General features: G+C 31.1%; 20 protein-coding genes. 10 read left to right on the forward strand and 10 right to left on the reverse strand.

Features of this window, described 5'->3' with window-relative positions:
• Nucleotides 1–188: 188 nt before the first annotated feature.
• From C4N20_RS09105 to der, 7 genes are all read left to right on the forward strand, one after another.
• Nucleotides 189–1,109: an AraC family transcriptional regulator gene (locus C4N20_RS09105; protein ID WP_005979262.1), complete on the forward strand. Its 921-nt coding sequence runs from the start codon at nucleotides 189–191 to the stop codon at nucleotides 1,107–1,109.
• Between the two features lie 156 nt (nucleotides 1,110–1,265).
• Nucleotides 1,266–2,213 (forward strand): ABC transporter ATP-binding protein, encoded by a 948-nt coding sequence (locus C4N20_RS09110; protein WP_005979264.1) that lies wholly within the window; start codon nucleotides 1,266–1,268, stop codon nucleotides 2,211–2,213.
• Complete coding sequence (locus tag C4N20_RS09115) at nucleotides 2,204–2,959, forward strand: ABC transporter permease (RefSeq protein ID WP_005979266.1); 756 nt, start codon at nucleotides 2,204–2,206, stop codon at nucleotides 2,957–2,959. The genes C4N20_RS09110 and C4N20_RS09115 overlap by 10 nt, the downstream gene beginning before the upstream one ends.
• Nucleotides 2,960–3,005: 46 nt before the next feature.
• Nucleotides 3,006–3,839, forward strand: a complete 834-nt coding sequence (locus C4N20_RS09120; protein WP_005979268.1) for an AraC family transcriptional regulator — start codon at nucleotides 3,006–3,008, stop codon at nucleotides 3,837–3,839.
• A gap of 171 nt (nucleotides 3,840–4,010) precedes the next feature.
• The gene (locus C4N20_RS09125) at nucleotides 4,011–5,618 is read left to right on the forward strand and encodes a CTP synthase (protein ID WP_005979270.1); all 1,608 of its coding nucleotides are present in this window, start codon (nucleotides 4,011–4,013) and stop codon (nucleotides 5,616–5,618) included.
• A 187-nt stretch (nucleotides 5,619–5,805) separates the two neighbouring features.
• Nucleotides 5,806–7,515, forward strand: a complete 1,710-nt coding sequence (locus C4N20_RS09130) for a YgiQ family radical SAM protein (protein WP_005979272.1) — start codon at nucleotides 5,806–5,808, stop codon at nucleotides 7,513–7,515.
• 29 nt (nucleotides 7,516–7,544) lie between these two features.
• Complete coding sequence (der, locus tag C4N20_RS09135) at nucleotides 7,545–8,870, forward strand: ribosome biogenesis GTPase Der (RefSeq protein WP_005979274.1); 1,326 nt, start codon at nucleotides 7,545–7,547, stop codon at nucleotides 8,868–8,870.
• A 43-nt stretch (nucleotides 8,871–8,913) separates the two neighbouring features.
• On the opposite strand, the gene C4N20_RS09140 is transcribed toward der, so the two are convergent.
• The 10 genes from C4N20_RS09140 to C4N20_RS09185 form a co-directional block, all read right to left on the reverse strand.
• Nucleotides 8,914–9,282 carry a VOC family protein gene (locus C4N20_RS09140; RefSeq protein ID WP_005979276.1) on the reverse strand — a complete coding sequence of 123 codons (369 nt, stop codon included), beginning with the start codon at nucleotides 9,280–9,282 and terminating at the stop codon, nucleotides 8,914–8,916.
• A 278-nt stretch (nucleotides 9,283–9,560) separates the two neighbouring features.
• Nucleotides 9,561–10,829 (reverse strand): four-carbon acid sugar kinase family protein, encoded by a 1,269-nt coding sequence (locus tag C4N20_RS09145; protein ID WP_005979278.1) that lies wholly within the window; start codon nucleotides 10,827–10,829, stop codon nucleotides 9,561–9,563.
• Nucleotides 10,830–10,845: 16 nt separating this feature from the next.
• On the reverse strand, nucleotides 10,846–11,748 hold the full coding sequence (dapA, locus tag C4N20_RS09150) for a 4-hydroxy-tetrahydrodipicolinate synthase (protein ID WP_005979279.1): 903 nt from the start codon (nucleotides 11,746–11,748) through the stop codon (nucleotides 10,846–10,848).
• Between the two features lie 18 nt (nucleotides 11,749–11,766).
• Nucleotides 11,767–13,293: an FAD-binding protein gene (locus tag C4N20_RS09155; protein ID WP_005979280.1), complete on the reverse strand. Its 1,527-nt coding sequence runs from the start codon at nucleotides 13,291–13,293 to the stop codon at nucleotides 11,767–11,769.
• 19 nt (nucleotides 13,294–13,312) lie between these two features.
• A complete protein-coding gene (locus tag C4N20_RS09160; protein ID WP_005979281.1) occupies nucleotides 13,313–13,756 on the reverse strand; it encodes a NanQ anomerase/TabA/YiaL family protein in 444 nt (147 codons plus the stop codon).
• Nucleotides 13,757–13,767: 11 nt separating this feature from the next.
• Nucleotides 13,768–15,657 carry a TRAP transporter permease gene (locus C4N20_RS09165; protein ID WP_005979286.1) on the reverse strand — a complete coding sequence of 630 codons (1,890 nt, stop codon included), beginning with the start codon at nucleotides 15,655–15,657 and terminating at the stop codon, nucleotides 13,768–13,770.
• A gap of 70 nt (nucleotides 15,658–15,727) precedes the next feature.
• A complete protein-coding gene (locus C4N20_RS09170; protein ID WP_005979288.1) occupies nucleotides 15,728–16,753 on the reverse strand; it encodes a TAXI family TRAP transporter solute-binding subunit in 1,026 nt (341 codons plus the stop codon).
• Nucleotides 16,754–16,776: 23 nt separating this feature from the next.
• Nucleotides 16,777–17,814 (reverse strand): 4-hydroxythreonine-4-phosphate dehydrogenase PdxA, encoded by a 1,038-nt coding sequence (gene pdxA / locus C4N20_RS09175; RefSeq protein WP_231940493.1) that lies wholly within the window; start codon nucleotides 17,812–17,814, stop codon nucleotides 16,777–16,779.
• A gap of 13 nt (nucleotides 17,815–17,827) precedes the next feature.
• Nucleotides 17,828–18,985 carry an iron-containing alcohol dehydrogenase gene (locus tag C4N20_RS09180; RefSeq protein WP_005979292.1) on the reverse strand — a complete coding sequence of 386 codons (1,158 nt, stop codon included), beginning with the start codon at nucleotides 18,983–18,985 and terminating at the stop codon, nucleotides 17,828–17,830.
• A 249-nt stretch (nucleotides 18,986–19,234) separates the two neighbouring features.
• Entirely contained in the window at nucleotides 19,235–19,915 is a 681-nt protein-coding gene (locus C4N20_RS09185) for a GntR family transcriptional regulator (RefSeq protein ID WP_005979294.1), read from the reverse strand.
• A gap of 446 nt (nucleotides 19,916–20,361) precedes the next feature.
• On the opposite strand from C4N20_RS09185, the gene C4N20_RS09190 reads away from it, so the two are divergent.
• The 3 genes from C4N20_RS09190 to C4N20_RS09200 all read left to right on the forward strand — a co-directional run bounded on the left by C4N20_RS09190 (nucleotide 20,362) and on the right by C4N20_RS09200 (nucleotide 25,718).
• Entirely contained in the window at nucleotides 20,362–21,075 is a 714-nt protein-coding gene (locus C4N20_RS09190; protein WP_005979296.1) for an MBL fold metallo-hydrolase, read from the forward strand.
• Nucleotides 21,076–21,184: 109 nt separating this feature from the next.
• Nucleotides 21,185–23,932: a DEAD/DEAH box helicase gene (locus tag C4N20_RS09195; protein ID WP_005979297.1), complete on the forward strand. Its 2,748-nt coding sequence runs from the start codon at nucleotides 21,185–21,187 to the stop codon at nucleotides 23,930–23,932.
• Nucleotides 23,933–23,951: 19 nt separating this feature from the next.
• Nucleotides 23,952–25,718, forward strand: coding sequence for a hypothetical protein (locus C4N20_RS09200; protein WP_005979300.1), 1,767 nt, complete (start codon nucleotides 23,952–23,954; stop codon nucleotides 25,716–25,718).
• Nucleotides 25,719–25,748: the final 30 nt, after the last annotated feature.

Consider the following 25,748-nt stretch of genomic DNA (forward strand, 5'->3'; position numbering starts at 1 on the left):
GAAACATTATAATATACAGAGAAAATAAATTTTGAGCCTGGCTTGTAGAAGTCAGGCTTTTTTTACAGATATCTTCCATCCTCACATTGACAAAATGTCGAATCTACAATATAATTATATAGACATAAAAGCATATAATCAACAAGTATATAGACTAATAATATAACTATAACGACTAAGGAGTGAAAATGCAGTGTACTAAGATACTAACTGATAAAAATAATGAAGAACTTGCTGTACATGGAAATTATGAATTTCCCTGTGCTGTGTATTTTTCAGATGTATCTAAATATACAGCTGGAGAGATAGCATGGCACTGGCATAAAGAAATAGAGATAATAACTATATACAAAGGGACACTCTATATTGAGATAGAAAATAAAAAGTTTACTCTTAAAAAGGGAGAAAGTCTTTTTATAAATTCAGAAGAGATGCATTTTATGAGAATGGATGCAAGAGAGGAATGTAGAATAATATCTTTTGTATTTGATAAAGTGCTGATATGTGGAGAAAAGGGGAGTAAGATAGATCAGAAATACATAATACCTCTTATTAACTGCAAGGAGCTTTCAGCATTGGAGCTAACAGAAGAGGATTCTCAGAAACTCATACAAGGATATTTTTCCTATGCTGATGAAATATTAGGCTATGAAATAGTAATAAGAAATGTACTAAGTGAAATACTATTGAATATAGTGAGAGAAAATCAGGAGCTTTTAGAAAAATCCAATGGGAGTAATAATACAGACAGAGAACGAATGAAGTATATGCTGACTTTTATACATAAAAATTACTCTGAAGATATAAGTCTTGGAGATATAGCAAAGGAAGCATTTATAGGAGAAAGGGAAGCATTGAGATGTTTTGCAAGAACAATAGGAACATCACCAATAGAATATCTACAGAAATATCGGATATATACAGCAGCAGAACTCCTTAGAAAAAGTGAACTTCCAGTAACAGAGATATGCTTGCAGGCTGGATTTAATAGTCCAAGCTACTTTTCAAAAGTATTTTGCAGAATGCTGGGAATGACTCCAAGAGAATACAGAAAAAATAAATTAAATTTAGATATAAAAAACAAGATTTTTTTATTAGATGACAAATAAATAATTTTTATTGAATATACCTTATCTGTTGAATGTGAACAGCAGATTGAGGTATATTTTTTTATGCCATTTTTGTGCAGAGATTGAGAGGAATTATAATTTATATTATGCTAAACTTTATTTACTATCGATAGAAATTAGTTAAAGGAGCAATCTATGGAAATAATTCAGATAAATAATCTTATAAAAAATTATAAAAACAGAGAGAAAGTATTAGATATAGAAAAACTTATAATTAAACAGGGAGAAATTTTTTCACTTTTAGGACCTAATGGAGCTGGGAAATCAACTTTGATAAATATATTGACCACTTATTTAAATTATAATGGTGGTGAAGTGAAAATATCAGGAAAAGATTTAAGAAAAGAGAGTCAGGAAATAAGAAAAGAAATAGCTTGTGTAGCACAAAATATATCTATTGATGAACATCTTTCTTTAGAGGAAAATTTAATTTTTCAAGGGGAATTGTATGGAATAGCAAAAAATGAACTTAAAAACAGAGTAGAAATATTCATACATGAATTTGACTTGGAAGAATATAGAGAATATCCAGTTTCTACATATTCAGGAGGGGTAAAAAGAAGATTGGATATTGCTGTGAATATGATATCATATCCTAAAATATTATTTTTAGATGAACCAACAGTGGGAATAGATATACATTCAAGAAAATCTATATGGAAAATGATGAGAAGAATAAAAGAAAAATATGGTGCAACTATTTTTTTAACGACACATTACCTTGAAGAAGCTCAGGAATTAAGTGATTATATATGTATATTAAAAAATGGAAATATAGCAGCTCAGGGAACTATTGATAGTTTAGGAAAATACATAAATCAAAAGATTGTAAAGATAGGATTTGAAAATGAAGAAATTGCTGAATATGTAAAAGAAAAAATTTTTGAGAGAGATGATATAGAGTTAAAAAAAGATGAACTTTATTTAAAAATAAATAATCAGAGTGAAATTACCCATTTAAATAAGATTTTATTGGATAACAAAATAAACTTTGTATATTTTGGGTTATTAAAACCAGATTTAGAAGAAATTTTTTTGAATATTATGAAGGAAAGTAAAGAGGGTGAAAAAATATGGCTCTAGGAACAATTTTCAGAAGAAATTTAAAGTGGCGTATCCAGAATCCAATAACTATAATAATGAGTATCCTACAACCTATGTTATGGCTTATTTTTTATAGCAAAGCAGCTGAAATGACCATGAAAGGAGAGACAGGAGGAAATTATATTGAATTTATACTTCCAGGAATATTAGTGCTTGTTATTTTTTCAAGTTCAGGGAGTAGTGGGATAAGTAACTATATAACTAAAAAGAATGGAAGTTTTTACAGAATATTAATATCACCTGTAAAAAGAAGTGATATTATTTTAGGACATCTTCTTGAAACTATTACTGTTTCTTTTTTAGAAATTGGGATATTGATTGCAATTTCAGCTTTTTCATCTATCTATATAAGAAGTGGAATAAAAGGAATAATTGTAATTATAATTCTTCTCTTTTTAACTGCTTTCTTTACAGCAGGGGTATCATATTTTTTAAGTCTTCTTCTCCCAAATGAAGATGCTTTTTTTACAGTAATCAATACTTTAGTTCTTCCAGTATTTTTTATAAGTACAGCACTTTTTCCATTAAAAAATATGACAGGAAATTTTAGAACAGCAGTACTCATGAATCCATTTACTCATATAATAGAAAATATAAGAAATCTTATGATGAATCAATATATTTGCTGGAAAGAAGTAATATTTACAGGAGGAATATTTTTTATACTGTGCTGTATAATTTTTGGAGCAATATTGAGTAAACTAAAAGGTGATAAAAAAGTATAGGGAGAATTTTTTTATAATGTTATGATAGAAAGAAAGGAGAAATATGATGGAATGGATAGAAAGACTCAATGAAGCTGTTGAATATATAGAAATGAATCTTGAAAATAAAATAGATTATACTAAAGCTTCTAAAATAGCCTGCTGTTCTGTCTATCATTTTCAGAGAATGTTTTCATATATTGCAGGGGTAACATTGGGAGAATATATCAGAAGAAGAAAAATGACAAAAGCTGCTTTTGAGCTCCAAAGAAGTGATATAAAGATACTGGAACTTTCAGCTAAATATGGATATGATTCACCAACTTCTTTCAGTAGAGCTTTTCAAAGTATACATAAAATTTCTCCCTCTATTGCTAGAAATAAAAATATAACATTAAAAACATATCCTAAATTAACATTTTCACTTTCAGTTAAAGGAGAAGAGGAATTAGAGTACTATATAACTGAAAAAGATTCTCTTGATATATTAGGAATTGGAAAAAAGATTGAATTGGATATGGAGAAAAATTTTTTTGAAATTCCTGATTTCTGGAATGAAAATATAAAAAATAAAAATATAGAAAAATTATTAAAATATAATGCAAAGGATAAAAATATCCTTGGAGTTTCATTATATAACAATAAGGAAGTTTGGTACTATATAGCTGTCTTTAATGATAGAGAAGGTGAAGATGGTATGGAAAGGCATAAAATACCTGGAGGAACATGGGCAGTTTTTAGATGTTCATCTCCTTTTTTAGAAAATTCACAGAAAATTTACAGAAGATTCTATACTGAGTGGCTTCCACATTCAGGATATACTTATGGTGAGACTGCAGATATAGAAATTTATCCTGACAGCAATGAAAAGGATATGGAAATATGGTTTTCTATAAAATAAAAAAAATATTGTGCTTTAAAAAAAAGTATGATATACTCATTAAGTAAAAAATATTTACAAATAAAAAAAATATCCAAAGAAAAACGTGCAATTTTTCTTTAAAATAAAAGACGATTTTTTTTTCGTCTTTTTTTGATTATTGAAAATAAAATTACTTTATGGAGGATATTTATGAAAGAAACTAAGTACATATTTGTAACAGGGGGAGTAGTATCATCATTAGGAAAAGGGATAACAGCATCTTCATTAGGTAGACTGCTTAGAGAAAGAGGATATAATGTAACTATCCAAAAATTCGACCCATATATTAATATTGATCCGGGAACAATGAATCCATATGAACATGGAGAGGTTTTTGTAACTGATGATGGAGCTGAAACAGACTTAGATTTAGGACATTATGAAAGATTCATTGATCAGAATCTTACAAAATATAATAATATAACAACAGGAAAAATATATCAGTCAGTTATAAACAAAGAGAGAAAAGGGGAATATTTAGGTAAAACTGTTCAGATAATTCCTCATATTACAAATGAGATAAAATCAAAAATAGAGATAGTAGGAAAAGCTAATGGTTCAGATATAGTTATAACAGAAATTGGAGGAACAGTAGGAGATATTGAGTCTACTCCATTTTTGGAAGCAATAAGACAATTCAGATATGATGTGGGAAGAGAAAATGTTATCTACATTCATGTGACGCTTCTTCCTTACTTAAAAGCAGCAGGAGAATTAAAAACTAAGCCTTCACAGCACTCAGTAAAAGAACTTATGGGACTTGGAATAAGACCAGATATTCTTGTGTGCAGAACAGAGCATCCTATTAGTGATGATATAAGAAGAAAACTTTCAATGTTTTGTGACATAGATATAGATGCAGTAATAGAAGCACAAGATGCTGGAACTATATATGAACTTCCTCTTGTGATGGAAGAAAAGGGACTGGCAAAAACAGCTTGTAAAAAATTAGGAATAGAAGACAGAGAGATTGATCTTACACCTTGGAAAGAAGTTGTAGATAAAATAAAAAATCCAAAGGAAAGAATAAGATTAGCAGTAGTAGGAAAATATGTTGAATTAAAGGATGCCTATATCAGTGTAAATGAAGCTATAGAAAATGCAGCATATGCTCAAGGGTACAAAGCTGAAATTGACTATATTCAGGCGGAAAATCTTGATATGAAAAGACTAGAGGGATATAACGGGATACTTGTTCCAGGTGGATTTGGGAGCAGAGGAATCGAAGGGAAAATGGAGGCAATAAAATTTGCCAGAGAGAATAAAATTCCTTTTCTTGGAATATGTCTGGGAATGCAGCTTGCAGTAATTGAGTTTGCCAGAAATGTAATGGGAATGTCTGGAGCAAATTCTACAGAATTTGATAAGGATACTAAGTATCCAGTAATAGATATTATGATTGATCAAAAAAATATAGAAAACATGGGTGGAACAATGAGATTAGGAGCATATCCATGTGTGCTTAAAGAGGGAACACTTGCAAAAGAATTGTATAGTGAAGAGCTGATACATGAAAGACATAGACACAGATTTGAATTTAATAATAAATTTAAAGATGAGATACAAAAGGCAGGACTTTTAATATCAGGGAATTCTCCTGATGGGACACTGGCAGAGATAGTGGAGCTTTCAAAAGAAGTTCATCCATTCTTTATAGCAGGGCAATTCCATCCAGAATTTAAAACAAGGCCTAATAATCCTCATCCATTATTCAGAGGATTTGTAGAGGCAATATATAAAAAGCAATATAACAAATAAAAAATATAAACATATTAAGAGGCTATCTCATAAGCAGAAGAATATTTTAAAAATTTTATCTGCTTATTTGATAGTTTTTTTTATGAAATGGTTCTGATTTTAGGATTATACTTTGTAAAGAAAATATAGCTAATATCAGTATTTTATGATAAAATAAAGGGAAGTCTTAAAGAACAGGTGATTAAATATGTTTTTGCCTACAACAATGGAAGAGGTAAGGAAATTAGGATGGGATTCTTTAGATATAATATTAATATCTGGAGATACATATATAGATTCTTCCTATAATGGAAGTGCACTGATAGGAAAATGGTTATATAAGCATGGATTTAAAGTTGGAATAATAGCTCAGCCAGATATCAACAGTGATAAGGATATTACAAGACTGGGAGAGCCTAATTTATACTGGGCAGTTTCAGCAGGATGTGTAGATTCCATGGTAGCCAACTATACAGCAACAAAAAAGAAAAGAAAAAGTGATGATTTTACTCCAGGAGGAGAAAATACAAGAAGACCAGACAGGGCTTCTATGGTGTATACCAATCTCATAAAAAGATTCTTTAAAAATGGAAATGCTCCTATAGTTTTAGGAGGAATCGAAGCAAGTTTGAGAAGAATCACTCATTATGATTACTGGAGCAATAATTTGAGAAGACCTTTGATATTTGATGCAAAGGCAGATATTCTTTCTTATGGAATGGGAGAAAAATCTATGCTGGCTCTGGCTCAGGCACTGAAAGGTGGAAGAGAATGGAGAAACATAAGAGGATTAAGTTATATAGCTAAAGAAAAAAAGGACAGCTATTTGGAGCTGCCATCTTTTGAAGAGTGTGTGAAGGACAAGAAGGAGTTTGCAAAAGCTTTTGATATATTCTATCACAACTGCGATCCAATTACGGCTAAAGGATTATGTCAGCCTTGTGGGGACAGATATTTGATACAGAATCCTCCATGTGAAAATTTTACTTCTGAGGAACTGGACAGTATTTATTCTATGGACTTTGAAAGAGATGTACATCCTTATTATAAAGCTATGGGAGAAGTGAGAGCTCTGGATACTATTAGAACTTCTGTGACTACTCATAGAGGATGCTATGGAGAATGTAATTTCTGTGCAATAGCTATTCATCAAGGAAGAACAGTTATATCAAGAAGTCAGGATTCTATTGTGGAAGAGGTAAAAGAGATAGCCTCTGCTCCTAAATTTAAAGGATACATAGCAGATGTAGGAGGACCTACTGCTAATATGTATGATGTAGAATGCAGCAAGAAATTGAAGCTGGGAGCCTGTCAGGATAGAAGATGCCTCTATCCACAGAAATGTCCAGCATTGAAAATAGATCATAACAATCAGGTAGAACTTTTAGATAAATTAAAAAATATTGATAAAATAAAAAAAATATTTATTGCATCTGGAATAAGATATGATATGATTTTAGATGATAAAAGAAATGGACAGATCTATCTTGAAGAAATAATCAAAGATCATGTATCTGGACAGATGAAAATAGCTCCTGAACATACAGAGGACAAAGTTTTAGCTCTTATGGGTAAACAGGGAAAAGCTCCTTTGAAGGAATTCAAAGAAAAATTCTATAAGATAAACAGTAAATTGGGAAAAAAACAGTTTTTAACTTATTATTTGATAGCGGCTCATCCAGGGTGTGATGAAAAAGATATGCTTGATCTGAGAAGATTTGCCTCATCTGAACTAAGGATAAATCCAGAACAGGTACAGGTATTTACCCCTACACCGTCTACATATTCTACACTTATGTACTATACAGAAATAAATCCTTTTACAAATAAGAAACTTTTTGTAGAAAAAGATAATGGAAAGAAGCAAAAACAAAAGGATATTTTAATTCCTAGAGAAAATAATAATAAGAGAAGATAAATAATTTTAATTAAATAGGGAGGTATATAATGAAGCCTATTGTTGCAATCGTTGGAAGACCAAATGTTGGAAAATCGACACTTTTCAATAATCTGGTAGGAGACAGAATAGCTATAGTTGATGACATGCCAGGTGTTACAAGAGACAGACTATATAGAGAGACAGAATGGAATGGAGTGGAATTTGTTGTTGTAGATACTGGAGGTCTTGAGCCAAGAAACAATGAATTTATGATGACAAAAATAAAGGAACAGGCAGAAGTTGCTATGAATGAAGCTGATGTTATCCTTTTTGTAGTTGATGGAAAATCAGGAGTTAACCCTCTTGATGAAGAGATAGCATATATCCTTAGAAAAAAACAGAAGCCTATTATTTTATGTGTAAATAAGATAGATAATTTCCTTCAGCAGCAAGATGATGTTTATGATTTCTGGGGACTTGGATTTGAACACCTTATCCCAGTTTCAGGAGCACACAAGGTAAACCTTGGAGATATGCTGGATATGGTAACTGAAATGATAGAAAAAATCGACTTGCCAGAAGAGGAAGAAGATGTATTGAAACTTGCTATCATCGGGAAGCCAAATGCTGGAAAATCTTCACTGGTAAACAGATTATCAGGAGAAGAGAGAACTATTGTAAGTGATATAGCAGGAACTACAAGAGATGCTATTGACACTATAGTTCAATACAAAGATAACAAATACATGATAATAGATACTGCTGGTATCAGAAGAAAATCAAAAGTAGAAGAAAGCCTTGAATACTATTCTGTATTGAGAGCTATTAAAACTATAAAGAGAGCAGATGTATGTATCCTTATGCTTGATGGTAAAGAGGGACTTACTGAGCAGGACAAAAGAATAGCAGGAATAGCTGCTGAAGAATTGAAGCCAATAGTTGTAGTAGTTAACAAATGGGACTTGGTAGATAAGAATAAAGTATCTATGAAGAGTATGAAAGAGGAACTTTATGCTGAGCTTCCTTTCTTATCATATGCTCCAATAGAGTTTGTTTCAGCTCTTACAGGACAAAGAACTACAAAAATACTTGAAATATCAGATACAATCTATGAAGAATATACTAAGAGAATATCTACTGGTATCTTGAATACAGTATTGAAAGACGCAGTATTGATGAATAATCCACCTACTAGAAAAGGTAGAGTAGTTAAAATCAATTATGCTACACAAGTTTCAAGTGCACCACCAAAATTTGTATTGTTCTGTAACTATCCAGAACTTATACACTTCTCATATGCTAGATATATTGAGAATAAATTCAGAGAGGCATTTGGATTTGATGGATCACCTATCCTTATCAGCTTTGAAAAGAAAAATGCAGAAAAAGACTAGAAATAAAAAAAGCTCCCTTGGTTTATCCAAAGGAGCTTTTATATTATCTTTTAGGTACTATTTCTATCCAGTATCCATCAGGATCAGTTACAAAATAGATTCCCATAGTAGGATTTTCAAAAGCTATACATCCCATCTCTTTATGCTTTTTGTAGGCAGCATCATAATCATCAGTAACTAAAGCTAAGTGAAATTCCTCATCTCCAAGATCATAAGGCTCTTCTCTATCTCTCATCCAAGTCAGTTCCAAAGAGAAGTTAGTTTTTCCATCTCCTAAATATACAAGGATAAAACTTCCATCTTCTGCTTCTTTTCTTCTTACTTCTTTAAGTCCAAGAGCTTCTTCGTAGAATTTTAAACTTCTAGGCAGATTAAAAATATTAAAATTAAAGTGGTTAAATGTAAAGTTCATATATTACCTCCTGAGAAAATTATCGTATATATTTAGAGTATCTCAAATGAACAGTATTGTCAATTAAAAAGAGAATGACTTCTAGTTGAAATATAATTTTAGAACTTTTCCAGTATAAATATTTGTTATTAATTTCGATCTTAAAACTAAAAATAGTAAACTCACTTCGTTCAGACATACTATTTTTCACGTTTTATTCTCTTCATTAATTACACAAATTTTTATAATTTCCAAATTTCTAAAATATAATCTAACTTTTTATTCATTCTCTTTAAATTTTAAATGCTGTGTTTTTCTAAAAATTCATTGATTCTCTCTATGATGCTCTCTTCTCCAAATCCACCAGCTTTAGTAATAACATTTATAGCAGTATCTTTTCCTACTGCTCTAGTAAATACTACACCTGGGAAGATTTCACTCACAGGGATTATATATTGACATCCTATATTTTTTAGGATACCCATAAGAGTATCTCCGCCAAAAATTATCAGATTTCTTATCTCATGTTCTCTTATCAAGTCAGAAACAAGCTGTCCTGTACTGTTTGCTATATTAGAAGTTAAATCTTCCATAGAAATACTATTTTTCTCTGTATATTCAATAGCTTTTTTTATTACATCTTCTGAATCAGAAGTTCTTAAAAGGAACTTTTTATTATTGTTAATTTTTTCCTTAAAATATTCTTTATCAGTTATATAATTGTCAGAATTCTTATAATCTTCTGAAATTATATTCCCAAACTTCAAGCTATCTGAACAATATCCAATTTTTTCTGCATATTTACACTGTTTAAGAGAGGTAATATTTACACTTCCACATACAAAAAGAATTCTGTCATCTTCTAAAATAATCTCTTCTTTTTTAGTATCGCTCTTGATATAGTGTGTAAGGATTTCTGCAAATCCAGCATTTCCAATAGTATAGTTCAATTTGTTTTTATTATACAGAACTTTTCCAATATTTTCCATGTCCTCCATATTTTCAGAATCAAAAATATAGATATGTTTTTCTTTATCATCTAGTGGAGAAAATTCCTCGTTGATATCTTTTAATTTTACATTTATATCTGACTGCTTTTTTATTATGTCAGGAATAAAGCTATCTGTTACAGGATTCAGTATATCCATAGCAAATTGAGTTTCTGCTAATTTTACATTATTTACATAGAGTACACCATCTTTTACAGTTCTCTTTCCTGATGGGAAAGCTGGTATAAATGAAACCTCATTAATATTCAACCCCTCCATAAATCCTTCTATTTCACTTCCTAGATTCCCTCTCAAAGTGGAATCAGTTTTCTTGTAGAAGAATCTTATTTCTTTTTTATTAAATTTAGAAAGGATAGATTTTACTCTTTCCTTAGCTTCAGCAGCAGGAATATGTCTGCTTTCAGTGTCAACGACTACTACATCAGCTTCTTTGCAGATATCTTCGAAGTTGAAGTTTAAGTCAGTTGTAACAATGGTAGACATATTTTTTTTAGAAAACTGAACCCCTGTATCTAAAGCACCAGTTAAATCATCAGCAATAATTACAAGCTTTATCATAAGAACTCCTTATTGATTATTTCATTCCTTTTGCAGCATTTGCTTCAAGAACTTTTTTAATAGCTTCTACTCCAGCTTCTGGAACTTGACAGAAAGGTTTTCTGCATTTTCCAACAGGGAATCCAAGAAGAGATACAGCTGTTTTTACAATTGTATTTGGGTTTCCAAATTTAAAACAATCTCTGAAAGAACGAATACTATCTTGAATTTCTCTAGCTTTTTCTAAATCTCCAGCTACAAAAGTATCATAGATAGAAGCCATTGTAGAAGGGAAAACGTTGGCACAACCAGCTATTCCTCCTTTTCCTCCAGCTAAAAGACACCATAAGATAAGAGAGTCATTTCCTGACAGTACAGCAAAATCTTTTCTGTATCTTGTTTTTTCTATATATTGAAGCATATTATCAAAGTTTCCGCTGCTGTCTTTTACTCCAACTATATTAGGGATTTTACTTAATTTTTCAACTGTAGCAGGGGCTAAGGCATTTCCTGTTCTTGCTGGGATATTGTATAAAACTATTGGAAGATCTACAGCTTCAGCCACTTCTCTATAGTGCTCATAAAGTTCATCTTGAGATGCAGCAGCAAATGATGGAGTGATGATAGAAAGAACATCTATTCCTATCTCTTTAGCTTTTAGAGATAATTCTATCGTTTCTTTTGTACTTACACAGCCAGTTCCACCATACACAGGAACTCTTCCTTTTGCTTCATCTACTACTATTTTCAAAACCTGTTCTTTTTCTTCACGGCTTAATATGTAAGCTTCTCCATTTGTTCCAAGAGGAAATAATGCATGTATTCCTGATTTGATTTGATGATTTACTTGATTTCTCAATTCTTTTTCATTTATTGTTTCGTCAGCATTCATAGGAGTTAATAGAGGTACTATAACTCCTTTTATTTCTACATTTTTCATTTATATTTTCCCCCTTGATTAAATAGTGATTTCTTTTTCAAATTCTTTAGATTCTTCTGGATAATCCAGTCTCATGTGAGTTCCTCTGCTCTCTTTACGTTCAGAAGCAGCTTTCAGCATGAAGTAAATAGACTCTGCTATTTGTAAAGTTTCTGTATCCTTAACTAATTCATCTTTTTCCAAGATATCAGCAATTATTTTCTTAGCTTCTTCCAATATTTTTCCATCTCTGTATATTCCCAAAGCTTTAACAGCTATTTCTTTTATTTGAGGAACATACTTATTATATATCTCTTTGTCTGTGTTGTATTCAATAGGAAATTCTTTCTTTACTTCTGTTTTGTTTGCAGCAGCTTTAACAACTGCCTGCCCACAAAGCAACCCTGAAAGAACTGCCTGACTGGCTGCATTTCCAGCACAACGACAAGCTCCATGAAGTCCTCCACAAGCTTCACCAATAGCATAGAATCCCTTAACTGTAGATTCATAATTACTATCCACTTTGATTCCACCAGAGAAACTGTGAGCCATAGGGCTTACTTCTAGTAATTGTTCATTAAGGTCTACTCCATTTTCCATCAAACGATCAAAGAACCATGGATAAGCTTTCAGCACTTCTCTATCTATATGTCTTAAATCAACATAAACTCCTCCATGCTCAGTTCCATTTCCTAGATTAACTTCCTTCCATATCTGTTTATTCAGCAACGTCTTAGGTGAACCAGCTTCTCCCTGTGGTCTTACTTTAAGAAGGAATCTATCCCCTTTTGAATTTAGCAGATGAGCTCCCTCCCCAAGCATAGCAGTAGGGCAAGGTTCTCCAACTGCTCCAGGAGGATATGCTACAACCATAGGCTCATATTCTAAGAACTCTACATCTATTAAATCTGCTCCAGCTTCTTTAGCTATTGACAGAGTATTTCCTTTGATATCCATTGGATAAGTAGAAGAACCAAATAGATTTCCTACACCACCCCATGCAGCTATGACAGTTTCAGAATAAACATTTTCTAAATTTCCGTTTTTATCTTTAACTGTGATTCCATAGACCTTATTTTTCTCACTTAGAACTTTTACACATTCATATCCTTCATAGAATTTAACTCCTTTTTCTTTTAAAGAAGCTATTAATTTATCAACAATTTCTACTCCTATTAACTCTTTAGTAGAACATAGTGATCTTGGGAATGTGTGTCCAGATACATGTCTAAGTTTTGTAGTTCCATCAGGATTCTTAGCAAATTCTATTCCCCATCTAGTAAGGAGGTCATATCCGTTCATTGTATTTTCAGCCATTTCATTTACAAGCTTTCTATTGGCTACTCTATAACCAGCATTAAACATATCATCTGCATATTTTTCTATAGTATCTCCATAAGGATTGTCAGGTAAAACAAAATTTATTGCAGCAATAACTGGACTTCCTCCATATCCCTTAGTATAAATTGCAATATCTCTTATACCAAGTTCATACATTCTTGCTGCTGATGCCAGAGCCGCTAACCCCATCCCAGCAATAACAACTTCATGATGTGTATATTCCATATTTATATCCCCTTTTTTATTATTTTGGTAATTTTAAAACAAGCTTTTTATATCTTGTTGAGAACTCTGTATGTCTTACTGCTTTATGCCCATCATGTGGGAAGCAGATATAGAACATTCCCGGAGTTATTTTCATTCTGTTTTCAAGACTGCCATTCTTGTAATAAGTAGCATCTTTTGTTTCATTATATGGTTCTGGATCAAATAATTCTTTATGCTCAGCCCAGGCAAGGACTTCAGACCCTTCTAAAAGAATCTGAATGTCTATATATTTGTCATGAGTTTCGAAATTTCCTTCTGCAATTCCTTTAGTAACGCCCTCTTGAACCATGAAGAATCCCCAGTCATATTCATATCTTCCAGTTTCAAAAGTTTTAAATTCTCCTAATGTTTTAACTGCCGCAGAAAGATTTTTTACCATTCCTTCATAAAATGATATATTTTCTATTTTATCTATTATCATTTAATTACTCCTTATGCTTCTACTGGAACTTTTTTCTTTTTAAGAAGACCAGTTGTAATGATGTATACTCCAATAACTAATCCAATTATATCTGTTATAGTTTCTGGGGCTATCATGCAGAGAGCACCAATAAAGAGGATTCCTCTGTTGAACTTGTTTAGTGGTGCTACCATATATCCTGAAATTGCTCCTGCAAGAAGATATGTTCCAAAGAACAAGATAGCTGTAGCTTTAGCAATTTCTGCTGGAGTTCCCATTAACAGAAGTTCAGGATTGTAAACAAATACAAATGGTACTAAGAAAGCAACCAGTGCATACATAAATCCTGTGAATCCTGTTTTCAAAGAATCGGCACCAGCTATTCCTGCTGCTGTATATGAAGCAAGACATACTGGAGGAGTAATTTGAGCCATTATTCCAAAGTAGAATACGAACATATTTGCAGATAATGGATTTACATTAAGTTTTATTAATACAGGTACAAAAAGTATGTTTGATACAAGGTAAGCAGCAACTGTAGGAAGAGCCATACCAAGAAGCATACATCCAAACATTGCTATTATAAGAGCTATACTTAAATGAGAAGTACCTATTTTAGCAATTATATTAGAGAATCTTGTAGCAAGTCCTGATTGTATAACAACACCAATGATTATTCCACAAGCAGCAGTAGGAATAGCAATATTAGAAGCTTGCTTTACACCATCTACAGCAGTATTGGCTGTTGTAGCAAGAGCCTGATAATATTTTCCCCCTTTGTAGAACTTACTGAATAAGTTACAAAGCAGAACTGCAAATATACCAACCATTCCACTTCTCATCAATGATTTTCCTGAGATGATGTATATAACAAGAACAATAGCAGGAATTATCATATAGACTCTCTCAAGAAGAGGATCTTTTATTTCAATAGTCACAGCTTCTTTATCAGAATCAATAGCTTCTTTTTTAGCCATGAATGTAACAAGAAAGAATACTGACCCATAATATGCAAGAGCTGGAATAATTGCTGCAAAAGCTACTGTTTTATATGGAACTCCAAGCATTTCTGCCATGATGAAAGCTCCTACTCCCATGATTGGAGGCATAATCTGTCCACCTGTAGAAGCAACAGCTTCAATAGCTCCAGCCTGATGAGGTTCATATCCTACTTTTTTCATCATAGGGATAGTCATAACTCCAGTAGTTGATACATTGGCAACAGCACTTCCAGATATCATTCCCATAAGTCCAGAAGAGATGATGGCAGCTTTCGCTGGTCCACCAGCACTTTTATTAGAGAATTTCATACCGAAATCTATAAGCAGCTGACCTCCACCACATTGAGAGAAGAATGCTCCAAATAGAATAAAGTAGAATAAGCTTGTTGCTGAAGTATATAGAGGTGTTCCAAATATTCCTCCAGAACCAAGCATCATTGTTTCAGTAAAGCTTCTCATATTTGTACCTTTGAAATACAATATTCCTGGGCAGTACATTCCAAGCCAGTCATATATTATAAATAGAAGTATAAATATGAAAAGAATTTTTCCAAGAGTTCTACGAACAGCTTCCAGCAGGATTATTATACAGATAACAGTTGCTGCTTTGTCCAGAGCAGTAACAATATCTACATATTGTACTCTGATACTAAGACGAGGAAACTCAACTATTGTATAGTAAAGAAGAAAGATGATACCAGCAAAAAATGGGATATCCAACAATTTCATCCATTTTTTTCCAGAATTTTTGTCAGCAGGATTCACTATAAAAATAACTAAAAGGGCCAAAATCAAGTGCATTGGATTTTGAAGCATAGGGTCCAACGGTTTTATCAAAGCTAAATATAACTGGAATCCAATGAAAATGACAACAATTGTATTTAGAATATAATTTCGTATACTATTAGAACTTTTTTCCATTTTATCTCCTTTTTATATAAGGGTGATCAAAGATCACCCTTAGTATTATCACATTCAGTTAAAGTTAATTTTATTTTAAGTATCCTTTTTCTTTGTAGTATCTCTCTGCACCTGGATGTAATTTAACTCCAGTTTGTGCAGGAGTTCCTGCTGTTGCAGGATTAAAGTAAGATAGAGCTGCAAGTTGAGAAGCAAGTTCATCTTTTCCTTCACAAAGAGATTTAGCTAAACTGTAAGCTGTATCATTATCCATATTTTTATGAACAAGAATAACTTGTTGAGAACCAACAGATTTAATAACATTTGTTTGTCCATTCCATGTATTAGCGTCAATATCAATATAGTCAAATCCTGCATTTGCAAGTTTGTTCAAAGTATCTTGACTTAATTGAGGGAAATACATAGCTTTAGTCATACAAAGTTCAGTAGTATTTGCCTGACCAGCTGCAACGTGGTCAATAGTCATATCAGCTTTACCATCTTGAAGATAAATCTTTATAGCATCTCCACCTAGTAAATCAACACTTCCACCCCAAGATCTTATATCATCAAATGTGACACCAAAAGTTTCAAAAAGTTTAACTCCAGCTAGATTTCCAAGAGTACCTATTTTTTTGATAGCTATTCTTACTGGATATTTTTTTTCTACTAATTCTTCTACTGTTGTAATTCCAGTTTTATCAACAAACTCTTTTGTAAATAAAACGTTTAAGAAGTCATGTCCTAATCCACCAGCAATAGCTGTTGTAGATTTTGTAGGCTCTTTTCCTAATATTCCAGATTCTTCAGACCATTTTGCTGGACCAGCATTACTCATTATAATGTCGCATTGTTCATTTTCCAAAACTATCGGAGCTCCAACTCCACCAGGAGACTCAGTAGTAAGATCAATGTTTGAACCTTCAGGAAGTCCTTTTAAGAATATATTAGATATGGCAGATGCATATTGATATGCTCCTGTTCCTACTTCTTGAGTAGCAAATGTTAAATGTACTTTTTTACCAGCTGTTGCTGACGTCGCTGCATCTTCAGATTTTTTCTCACCACAAGCTACGAATGTTCCACATAAACATAACATTAATAACAATTTTTTCATGATTTACCCCCAATTTTTATATTTTATTTTATGTTGTTTTCTGCTAACTTGATTCCATAATCTATTGCATTTATAAGGCTTAGCTCATTTGCTGTTCCAGTTCCTGATTGATCAAAGGCTGTACCGTGATCTACAGAACTTCTTATTATAGGAAGACCTAAAGTTATATTTACACCAGCAACTGCTTCCCACTTCTGATCTTTTTGATTATATACAAATCCTATAACTTTCAGAGGAATATGTCCTTGGTCATGATACATAGCTACAACAATGTCATACCATCCTCCACGAGCTTTAGAAAAGATAGTATCAGGAGGAATAGGACCTATAACATTGATACCTTCCTGCTGAGCTTTTTCTATTGCAGGAATTATTTCGTCTACTTCTTCTGTACCGAAAAGGCCGTTTTCACCACAGTGAGGATTAAGTCCTGCCACTCCAATTTTAGGATTTTTTATTCCAAGTTTTTTACAAGCGTCATCAGCTATTTTTATAACATCATACACTCTTTCTTTCTTACATCTGTCACAAGCTTCTCTTAAAGATACATGAGTACTTACATGAACAACTCTTAAATTTTCATGAGCAAGCATCATTGTATATTTTTTTGTTTTTGTGAATTCAGCATAGATTTCAGTATGTCCTGAGTAGTGATGCCCAGCAAGGTTTATAGATTCCTTATTAAGAGCATTTGTAATAGTAGCATCTATTTCATTGTTTTGTGCCAGTTCTATTACTTTTTTTACATATTGGAAAGCTGCATTTCCAGCTGCCTTTGAAACTTTTCCAATTTCAAAGTCTTCAGGATTTACAATTCCCATATCATAGACATCTACAGTTCCATGTTGGAATAGAGCCTCTGATATATTTTTGATAGAATGAATCTTTAGATTAGTTAATCCTGTGTACTCAATAGCTTTCTTCATCACTGAAGCATCTCCTATGATAACAGGTCTGCATCTGTCATAGATGTCTTTGTTGTTTAAAGCTTTAAGAGATATTTCAGGACCTATACTTGCTGGATCTCCCATAGTGATTCCTATTATAGGTAGTTTGTTCAATTTTTTCACCTTCCTAATTTAAAACTTTTAAATAAATATTTTTAATATCATCTAGGCTAAGTTCTTTTAAATTATTTGAAAGCAGTCTAGTTACTTTGCTTCCTGCATCAACTAAGAAATCAAGATCATTCATAGTTACTCCAAATTCTTTTAAGTTAACAGGTATTTCTGTAACTTCAACAATATTTTTTATTTCATCTATAATATATTGAGCTTTTTCTTCAGAAGTATTTTTGCTCATATCTGGTCTTAAACGGTCGCACATTCTTGAAAATTGCTCTAAGCAAGCATCTTTATTGAACTCCATTACTGGACTCATCATTATTGCATTAGAGATTCCATGAGGGATATGATATTTTCCTCCTAGCGGGTAAGAAAGTGCATGGACTGCTGTAGTTCCTGATGAAGTTATTGCTATTCCTCCATAAAAGGCTCCCATAAGCATATTAGTTTTTGCTTCCATATCATCTGGATTCAGATAAGCTTTCCTTATATTATTGAATATAAGTTCTCCCCCAGCCAGTGCATATAAGTCACTGAAAGGATTAGCTTTCTTAGAAGTAAGACATTCTACACAGTGAGCAAGAGCATCTACTCCAGTAGAAGCTATAAGCTTCTTAGGAAGTTTTTCTATCATTGTAGGATCCAGTATCACATAATCAGGAATGAGGCTGTTATTAACAATTCCCACTTTAAGTCCCTCTTCAGGAACAGCAACTATTGAATTGCATGTTGCTTCTGAACCAGTTCCGCAAGTTGTAGGTATCATTAATGATTTTATCTGTTTGCTTCCTTGTGATGGATTTTTTAAAAGATCTTTTACTGAGTAAGAAGCATCTTTTAAAATAGAACATAATTTTGCAATGTCCATTACACTTCCTCCACCTACTGCTATGATAAAATCACTTTTATATTTGTCCAGTTCTTCCATAACCTTTTCTACATCATGGTAGCTTGGCTCAGTAGCTAGATCATCTATTATGTTGTAATTTACTTTTGTGTTTTCAACTTTTTCAATTATTGCAGAAAAGAAACTGCTTCCTCTAACACCTTTATCGGTAAATACTATAACATTAGAAACTTTTTCCTTATTTAAAATTGTTTCAATATGCTCTATACTTCCAAACCCTCCATAGACATTAGAAGGGATATTCATATTGTATGAGTTCATTTTTCCCCCTTGTAACTTTCAAAGAAAATACTTTTTGTTAAATGTCGACAATCAACTTTCTACTTGAATGATACCCCCAAATTTTTAATTTGTCAATAGAAAATTTTAAAAAAATATTCTGAAAAATTACAAAAAGGTTTTTTATCAGTATGTTTGTATTTGAAATCGAATATAAAAAAACAAAAGATGAAAATATAAAAAGGACTAAACCATGTAAAATACAAGATTTAGTCCTTAATAGTATAACGATTAAATTTCTTCACTCTTTAAAAGATAATTAATAAGAACTTCTCCTGAGTTCATTATATGATCTTTCATTTCTTTTTCTGCTTTTTCTTTATCTTTTTCTTTGATTAGTTCTATAAGTTTGTCATGTACACCATATTCAATAGAAAGACTTGAATTTATCAGCATATTGTATTTTGACATTCTCATGTAAAGCTTTGTCTGAAGAACAAAGTTTTCTATTAATTTTTGAAGCTTTGTATGATTTGATCTCTGACAAATAAGACTATGGAAAGCTACATCACAATTAATAAAATTTTCTACATCTTGTTTTTTTAAGCTTTCTGTCATAGTTTTAGAAAGAGCTATCATATTTTTTATATCCTCTGGTGTAAAATTATCTATAGCAAGGCTCACTGCCATTCCTTCTAAAAGAGCACGAAGAGAGTAAGTCTCCTCTATACTTTTTTTATTCAGTGTAGCAACAGTTGCTCCTTTTTTAGGAATATACTCAACAATTCCCTGAGCTGCCAGTTCTCTTATAGCTTCCCTTATTGGAGCTCTGCTGATGTTCATTTCAGTGGCAATAGTCTGTTCAATTATTTTTTCTCCTGACTTGAGCTCTCCTGTGGCAATAGCTGTAATAATAGAATTTATTACTTCAACATATAAATTTGTATTTGATATTGGTTTAAAAGTCCCCATATTCCTCTCCGTCCTTGTATATTATAATCTTATTATTTTGTTGTTTGTAGAAAGTCGACATTTGTTTTCTTTTAAAAAAAATTGAGGCATAAAATATATTCTATTGTAGAAATCATCAATTCTTTAACTGAAATTTTAAAAAAGTTTAAAATCTCATTATAGATTATTGTAACATTTTTTTGAATATCAATCAACTTAATTAAAAATTAAAATAACTATAAAATTGTATAAAAGTAATAAAAGGGAATTTTTTAAATATATTTGATTTAGTAAAAAAGATGAATAAAAAATAGCTCTATTAAATTTTTTATTGTTTAGAATATTAAAATAAATTTAATTTTTTAGATTGGAAAAATTTACTAAAAATAAAAAGTAAAAAAAATTTGATTTTAGATTTTTAAGAAAGATGGTATAATATATAGTCGAAATTTAAAAGGAGGAGAAATATGAATATTTATTATATCTATCACAGTTGTTTTGTAGTTGAAAATTCAGAGTATGTTTTAATCTTTGATTATTACAAAACTCCAAGAAAGAAAAAACCTTTATTTAATATAGAAGATTTTGTTATCAAGATGGATAAAAAAGTAGTAGTTTTTTCTTCTCATGTACATGCTGATCATTTCAATCCTGAAATAATGAAATGGCAGGAGAAGAATCCGCAGATATCTTATGTACTTAGTAATGATATAGAATTAAAAACAATCCCTGATAGATGTCATATGGTTTCTGAAGGAGAAGAGATTACAGTAGAAGGATTGAATATAAAAATATATGGTTCTACTGATGCAGGAGTATCTTTTTGGATAAAAATGGGAGATAAGGTTGTATTTCATGCTGGAGATCTCAACTGGTGGTATTGGTCAGATGATACAAAAGAGGAAGAGAATTTTATGAGAAATTCTTTTCAAAAAATAATAAGAGATATAAAAGAAAATAAAGAAAAAATAAATATAGCTTTTTTCCCTGTTGATCCACGTTTGGAAGAAAATGCTTTTCTTGGGGGAAAATATTTTGTTCAGGAGCTTCAGCCTGAAATTATTATTCCAATGCATTTTGGAAAAAGTTACAATGTAATAAAAGAGTTTTGTGATGATCTGAAGGGAACTGGAACAAAAGGTGTAGTAATAAATGAATGTTTGGAGAAATTAGAAATATAATCTTTCTGAAAAAGCGCCAAATAGGAATTAGAAAAAATTTAAACGTTGATAAACCATATATTATTTGATATAATATATGTTAAATAAAATTATAATAAGGAAAATGGGTATGAATTGGGAAAAAATGGATTACAGATTAGATGCTATCTACTTTATGCTTAAAACAGATGAAAAAGGAAAATATATAGTGCCAGTTTTTTCTGATGGAACAGTGCTGGATAGTCTGGATTTTGTTGAAATAGATGATTATACAGATAAAACACAATCAATTCTTTCTTATATAAAAGGAATAAAGGAAGACAGTTTTTTTATTGATTGGGAAAAAGAGTATCAGGAAGCTTATTTGAGCGAACACTCTAACCTTATTCCACAGCTTATTGATAATGATAAGTTTGTTGATGAAAATATGAATAAGATACAATGGGTAAAGGAAAACAATACCCTTTCATTAATTATAAAAGAAAAAGAAGAAGATGAAAATATTTTATATACAGAACTTCTTTTAAATGGAAGTTTTAGTGATTTTGAAATAATAAATGAAGAGCTGGCTGTAAGAAATGGTATTTTTTACATTTTAGAAAATGAAGATAATGGACTTCATACTATAAAAGAACTAGTAGGAAATATTCATAAAAAAGAACTTGAAAATTTTATAACTATTACTATGAAATATTTCAAAAATATAGAGATAGAATATCAAGACTATAAAGTAGTGCAGGGAGAAAAGAATACTCCAGTTCCTCAAATAATAATAGAAAAAATATCACAAGACAACAGCCTGTACCTTCAGGTAACACTTATGATATCTACTATGGACTATGAATTTTTGAAAAAAAATGAAATAGAGTATACAGCTGTAGTAAATAATCTTGAAAAGAAAATATTTATAAGTGAAGTTGATTTAAGCAGACTTCCAGAAGCTATGGAGGAAATAGCTAAGGTATTAGCTAAACTGCAAAAGAATATAAAAATAAAATCAGGTTTTTATGTGGATGAAGATAATCTTGTCATAATGCAGGAAAAACTTGCTAAAGAATTTATAATGAAAGAGTTGTTGCAGCTTGCATCAAAATATAAAGTAGTAGGAACAGATAAATTAAGAAAATATAATATAAAAGCAGTAAAGCCGAAAGTAGTTGGAAATTTCAGCCATTCTATAGATTTCCTTGAAGGAGAGATAGAGCTGGAAATAGAAGGAGAAAAATTCTCTATATTAGATGTACTTTCATCATACAGAAAAGATTCATATATAATGTTGAGTGATGGAACAAGTGCTCTTATAAACAGAAAATATATAGAGAAATTAGAAAGACTTTTTAAAGATAGTGATAAGAAAAAAGTAAAATTATCATTCTTTGATCTGCCATTAGTTGAAGAGTTGATAGAGGATAAAATATTCTCACAAGAGATGAATAAAAGCAGAGATTTCTTTAAAGGAATAAATAATGTAAAAAATTACGGCATAGAACCACCTAATGTAAAAGCTCAGCTTAGAGAATATCAGGAATATGGGTTTAAGTGGCTGGCATATCTGATGGATAATAATTTAGGAGGATGTCTGGCTGATGATATGGGACTTGGAAAAACTCTTCAAGCAATAGCAGTTTTGACAAGGCTTCATGAAGAAAAAGGAAAGAAAAGCCTCGTAATAATGCCTAAAAGTTTGATATATAACTGGGAAGGGGAAATAAAAAGATTCAGTCCTAAGTTGAAAGTAGGCATCTATTATGGAAATTTTAGAAATGTAGATATAATCAAGAAGAACAGCGTAATACTTACTACATATGGAACAATAAGAAATGATATTGAAACTTTAAAAGAGATGAAATTTGATACAATAATTCTTGATGAATCTCAAAATATAAAGAATATCAATGCACAGACAACAAAAGCAATAATGCTTCTTGATTCAAAAAATAGAATAGCATTGAGTGGTACTCCTATTGAAAATAATCTTGGAGAACTTTATTCATTATTTAGATTCTTGAACCCAGCAATGTTTGGGACAGCAGAAGAGTTCAATAATTACTATGCTGTACCTATTCAGAAGGAAAATGATCAGGAAGCTATTGAGGAATTGAAAAAGAAAATATATCCTTTTATATTGAGAAGGGTAAAGAAAGAAGTACTGAAAGATCTTCCAGATAAAATAGAAAAAACTATGTTCATAGAAATGAATGCAGAACAGAAGAAACTTTATGAAGAGAGAAGAAGTTATTACTATAAAATGGTAAACAGTCAGATAAGAGAGAATGGAATAGGAAAGACACAGTTTTTTATACTTCAGGCTCTTAATGAACTTAGACAGATAACAAGCTGTCCAGAAGCGAAAAGTAATGGAGTTACTTCAAGCAAGAGAGAAGTTCTGGTAAATAATATAGTAGAAGCTGTAGAAAATGGTCACAAGGTGCTTGTATTTACAAACTACATAAATTCCATAGAAAATATATGTGAAGATTTGAAAAGATATGGAATAAATTATCTTTCAATGACTGGAAGTACAAAGGACAGACAATCTCTGGTAGATAGATTCCAGAAAGATAATAAATACAAAGTATTCATTATGACATTGAAAACAGGAGGAGTTGGATTAAATCTTACTGCTGCTGATACAATATTCATATATGATCCATGGTGGAATAAAACAGTAGAAAATCAGGCTATTGACAGAGCTTACAGATTGGGACAGGATAGAACGGTGTTTTCATATAAACTGATACTGAAAGATACAATAGAAGAAAAAATATTGCAGTTACAAGATACAAAAAGCAAGTTATTAGATAATTTGATATCTGAAGACAGTTCATCTATGAAAATACTTACAGAAAAAGATATTGAATTTATACTTGGAGAATAGATTACAGGGAGAAAATAAAATGGGAATAAGTAAAGACAGATTTAGAGAAGCACTGAATGAGTTCTACCCTAAAGATATATTGTTTAGATTATATAACAGATATTTTCTGGACTGGATAGCCGAGGGATATATTGGAAGTAATTTAGGACTTTTTGAAATATCTCTGATTTGTGAAAACAGCAACAAACAAACTTTCATGGATCTGATAGAGCAGGTATACCTTAAAGAAGAGGTGTTCTGTTCAGTGTTTGCAACATTAGATGCAGATGTAAAAAAAGTTTTTGAAGAAATAATGTGGAATGAAAAGTTTTTTATTCCATCTAAGGATAGAGAAAAATATCTGAAATTAGAAAATAACTATGACTTAAATAAGGATTTAAAAGAGGAGTATTTATTTTTCAAGGCAGAAAAAGATAATAAAAGAGGGGAATACCTCTATATGGATTATGACTTGATAAGAGTAATAAGAAGATTTATGCCAAAACCTCCTGAATATAATATAATTCCTTTAACTAAAATAGAAGAGTGTCTTGTAAATAATAATGAAAAAGAACTGGCAGAAAATCTAAAAATTTACTATGATTTCTATAAACAAGGTGGAATAGTTCTTTCTAACAGTGGGAAAATATTAAAAGAATCAAAAGTTAATATGAAAAAATACTGTAATATAAATGAGTATTACGAAAATTCAAAAGACTTGGATTTCTTGAAAACTGAAACTATAGCACTGTTTTTCTTTTTAGTGAAAGAAAAATATATGAATGAAGAATATTTCAGAGTTTCTAATATAAAAACAATAGTGCAGGATTTCCTTGCAGGAGAGCTGATACAGGAAGAAAATTATCATTATACTTCTCTATACTTGAACTATTTAAAAGGTGTAAAAAACATCTGGAAATCTAAAGAAGAGATAAAAAGAGGTCTTATTACTATTAAAAAAATAATTGATGAGATACCTGATGATAAAATTGTAAGTGTAGATAATATAATAAAAGCTATATTGTATAGAGATGAATTTATAGAAATAATAGATATAAAAGATGCTTATGACTATATCTATATAAATGAAGCTAACTATGAAAGAACAAAAATACTCAACTATGAGAGATATCTTTCATATGTTGTAATTCCATTTATAAAATCGGTATTATTCCTTCTTGGAACAATGGGAGTATTGGAGCTGTATTATGACTATCCATCTATTAATAATTGCCTGTATCTAAAAAATGGATATCTGAGTAAATATGATGGACTTAAATATGTAAAGATAACCGCCCTAGGAAAATATTGTCTGGGAAGAATAGAGGATTTCGACTTTGCTCATACAAAGGATGAAGGGGAAGTAGTTCTGGATGAAGACAGACTTATAGCTACAATAATAGGAGATGTTCCAGTAAAGACTATGTTTTTGGAGAGAGTATCTCAGAAAATAGCTGTAAATAAATATAAGTTCACAAAAGAAAATTTCCTTAGAGGCCTCAATGGATATCAAGAGCTTGAGGATAGAATAGCTGAATTTAAAACAAAGATATCTGATAATCTCAATGAGTTATGGCAGGGATTCTTTGATGATCTGGTAGAGAAAAGTAGTGCTATAAAAGCTGAGCATCAGTTTGTAGTATTGAAACTTAAAAATGACAGAGAGCTTATCAGTACAATAACAAAAGATGAAAGATTTAAATCTCTTTTATTGAAGGGAGAAGACTTTCATGTCCTTGTAAAAAGTGAAAATGTAGGACAGGTAGTTGATCTGTTTAAAGAATATGGATATTATGTAAATTTTTAAATAACTCAAGAATAAATAAAAAAGTGAAAT

It is taken from the genome of Fusobacterium ulcerans (assembly GCF_003019675.1).
Classification (GTDB): Bacteria; Fusobacteriota; Fusobacteriia; order Fusobacteriales; family Fusobacteriaceae; genus Fusobacterium_A; species Fusobacterium_A ulcerans.

Bases quoted from the DNA above. Each gene is read 5' to 3' on its own strand.
- C4N20_RS09105 (WP_005979262.1), top strand. From the start codon at position 189: ATGCAGTGTACTAAGATACTAACTGATAAAAATAATGAAGAACTTGCT.
- C4N20_RS09110 (WP_005979264.1), top strand. From the start codon at position 1,266: ATGGAAATAATTCAGATAAATAATCTTATAAAAAATTATAAAAACAGA.
- C4N20_RS09115 (WP_005979266.1), top strand. From the start codon at position 2,204: ATGGCTCTAGGAACAATTTTCAGAAGAAATTTAAAGTGGCGTATCCAG.
- C4N20_RS09120 (WP_005979268.1), top strand. From the start codon at position 3,006: ATGGAATGGATAGAAAGACTCAATGAAGCTGTTGAATATATAGAAATG.
- C4N20_RS09125 (WP_005979270.1), top strand. From the start codon at position 4,011: ATGAAAGAAACTAAGTACATATTTGTAACAGGGGGAGTAGTATCATCA.
- C4N20_RS09130 (WP_005979272.1), top strand. From the start codon at position 5,806: ATGTTTTTGCCTACAACAATGGAAGAGGTAAGGAAATTAGGATGGGAT.
- der (WP_005979274.1), top strand. From the start codon at position 7,545: ATGAAGCCTATTGTTGCAATCGTTGGAAGACCAAATGTTGGAAAATCG.
- C4N20_RS09140 (WP_005979276.1), bottom strand. From the start codon at position 9,282: ATGAACTTTACATTTAACCACTTTAATTTTAATATTTTTAATCTGCCT.
- C4N20_RS09145 (WP_005979278.1), bottom strand. From the start codon at position 10,829: ATGATAAAGCTTGTAATTATTGCTGATGATTTAACTGGTGCTTTAGAT.
- dapA (WP_005979279.1), bottom strand. From the start codon at position 11,748: ATGAAAAATGTAGAAATAAAAGGAGTTATAGTACCTCTATTAACTCCT.
- C4N20_RS09155 (WP_005979280.1), bottom strand. From the start codon at position 13,293: ATGGAATATACACATCATGAAGTTGTTATTGCTGGGATGGGGTTAGCG.
- C4N20_RS09160 (WP_005979281.1), bottom strand. From the start codon at position 13,756: ATGATAATAGATAAAATAGAAAATATATCATTTTATGAAGGAATGGTA.
- C4N20_RS09165 (WP_005979286.1), bottom strand. From the start codon at position 15,657: ATGGAAAAAAGTTCTAATAGTATACGAAATTATATTCTAAATACAATT.
- C4N20_RS09170 (WP_005979288.1), bottom strand. From the start codon at position 16,753: ATGAAAAAATTGTTATTAATGTTATGTTTATGTGGAACATTCGTAGCT.
- C4N20_RS09180 (WP_005979292.1), bottom strand. From the start codon at position 18,985: ATGAACTCATACAATATGAATATCCCTTCTAATGTCTATGGAGGGTTT.
- C4N20_RS09185 (WP_005979294.1), bottom strand. From the start codon at position 19,915: ATGGGGACTTTTAAACCAATATCAAATACAAATTTATATGTTGAAGTA.
- C4N20_RS09190 (WP_005979296.1), top strand. From the start codon at position 20,362: ATGAATATTTATTATATCTATCACAGTTGTTTTGTAGTTGAAAATTCA.
- C4N20_RS09195 (WP_005979297.1), top strand. From the start codon at position 21,185: ATGAATTGGGAAAAAATGGATTACAGATTAGATGCTATCTACTTTATG.
- C4N20_RS09200 (WP_005979300.1), top strand. From the start codon at position 23,952: ATGGGAATAAGTAAAGACAGATTTAGAGAAGCACTGAATGAGTTCTAC.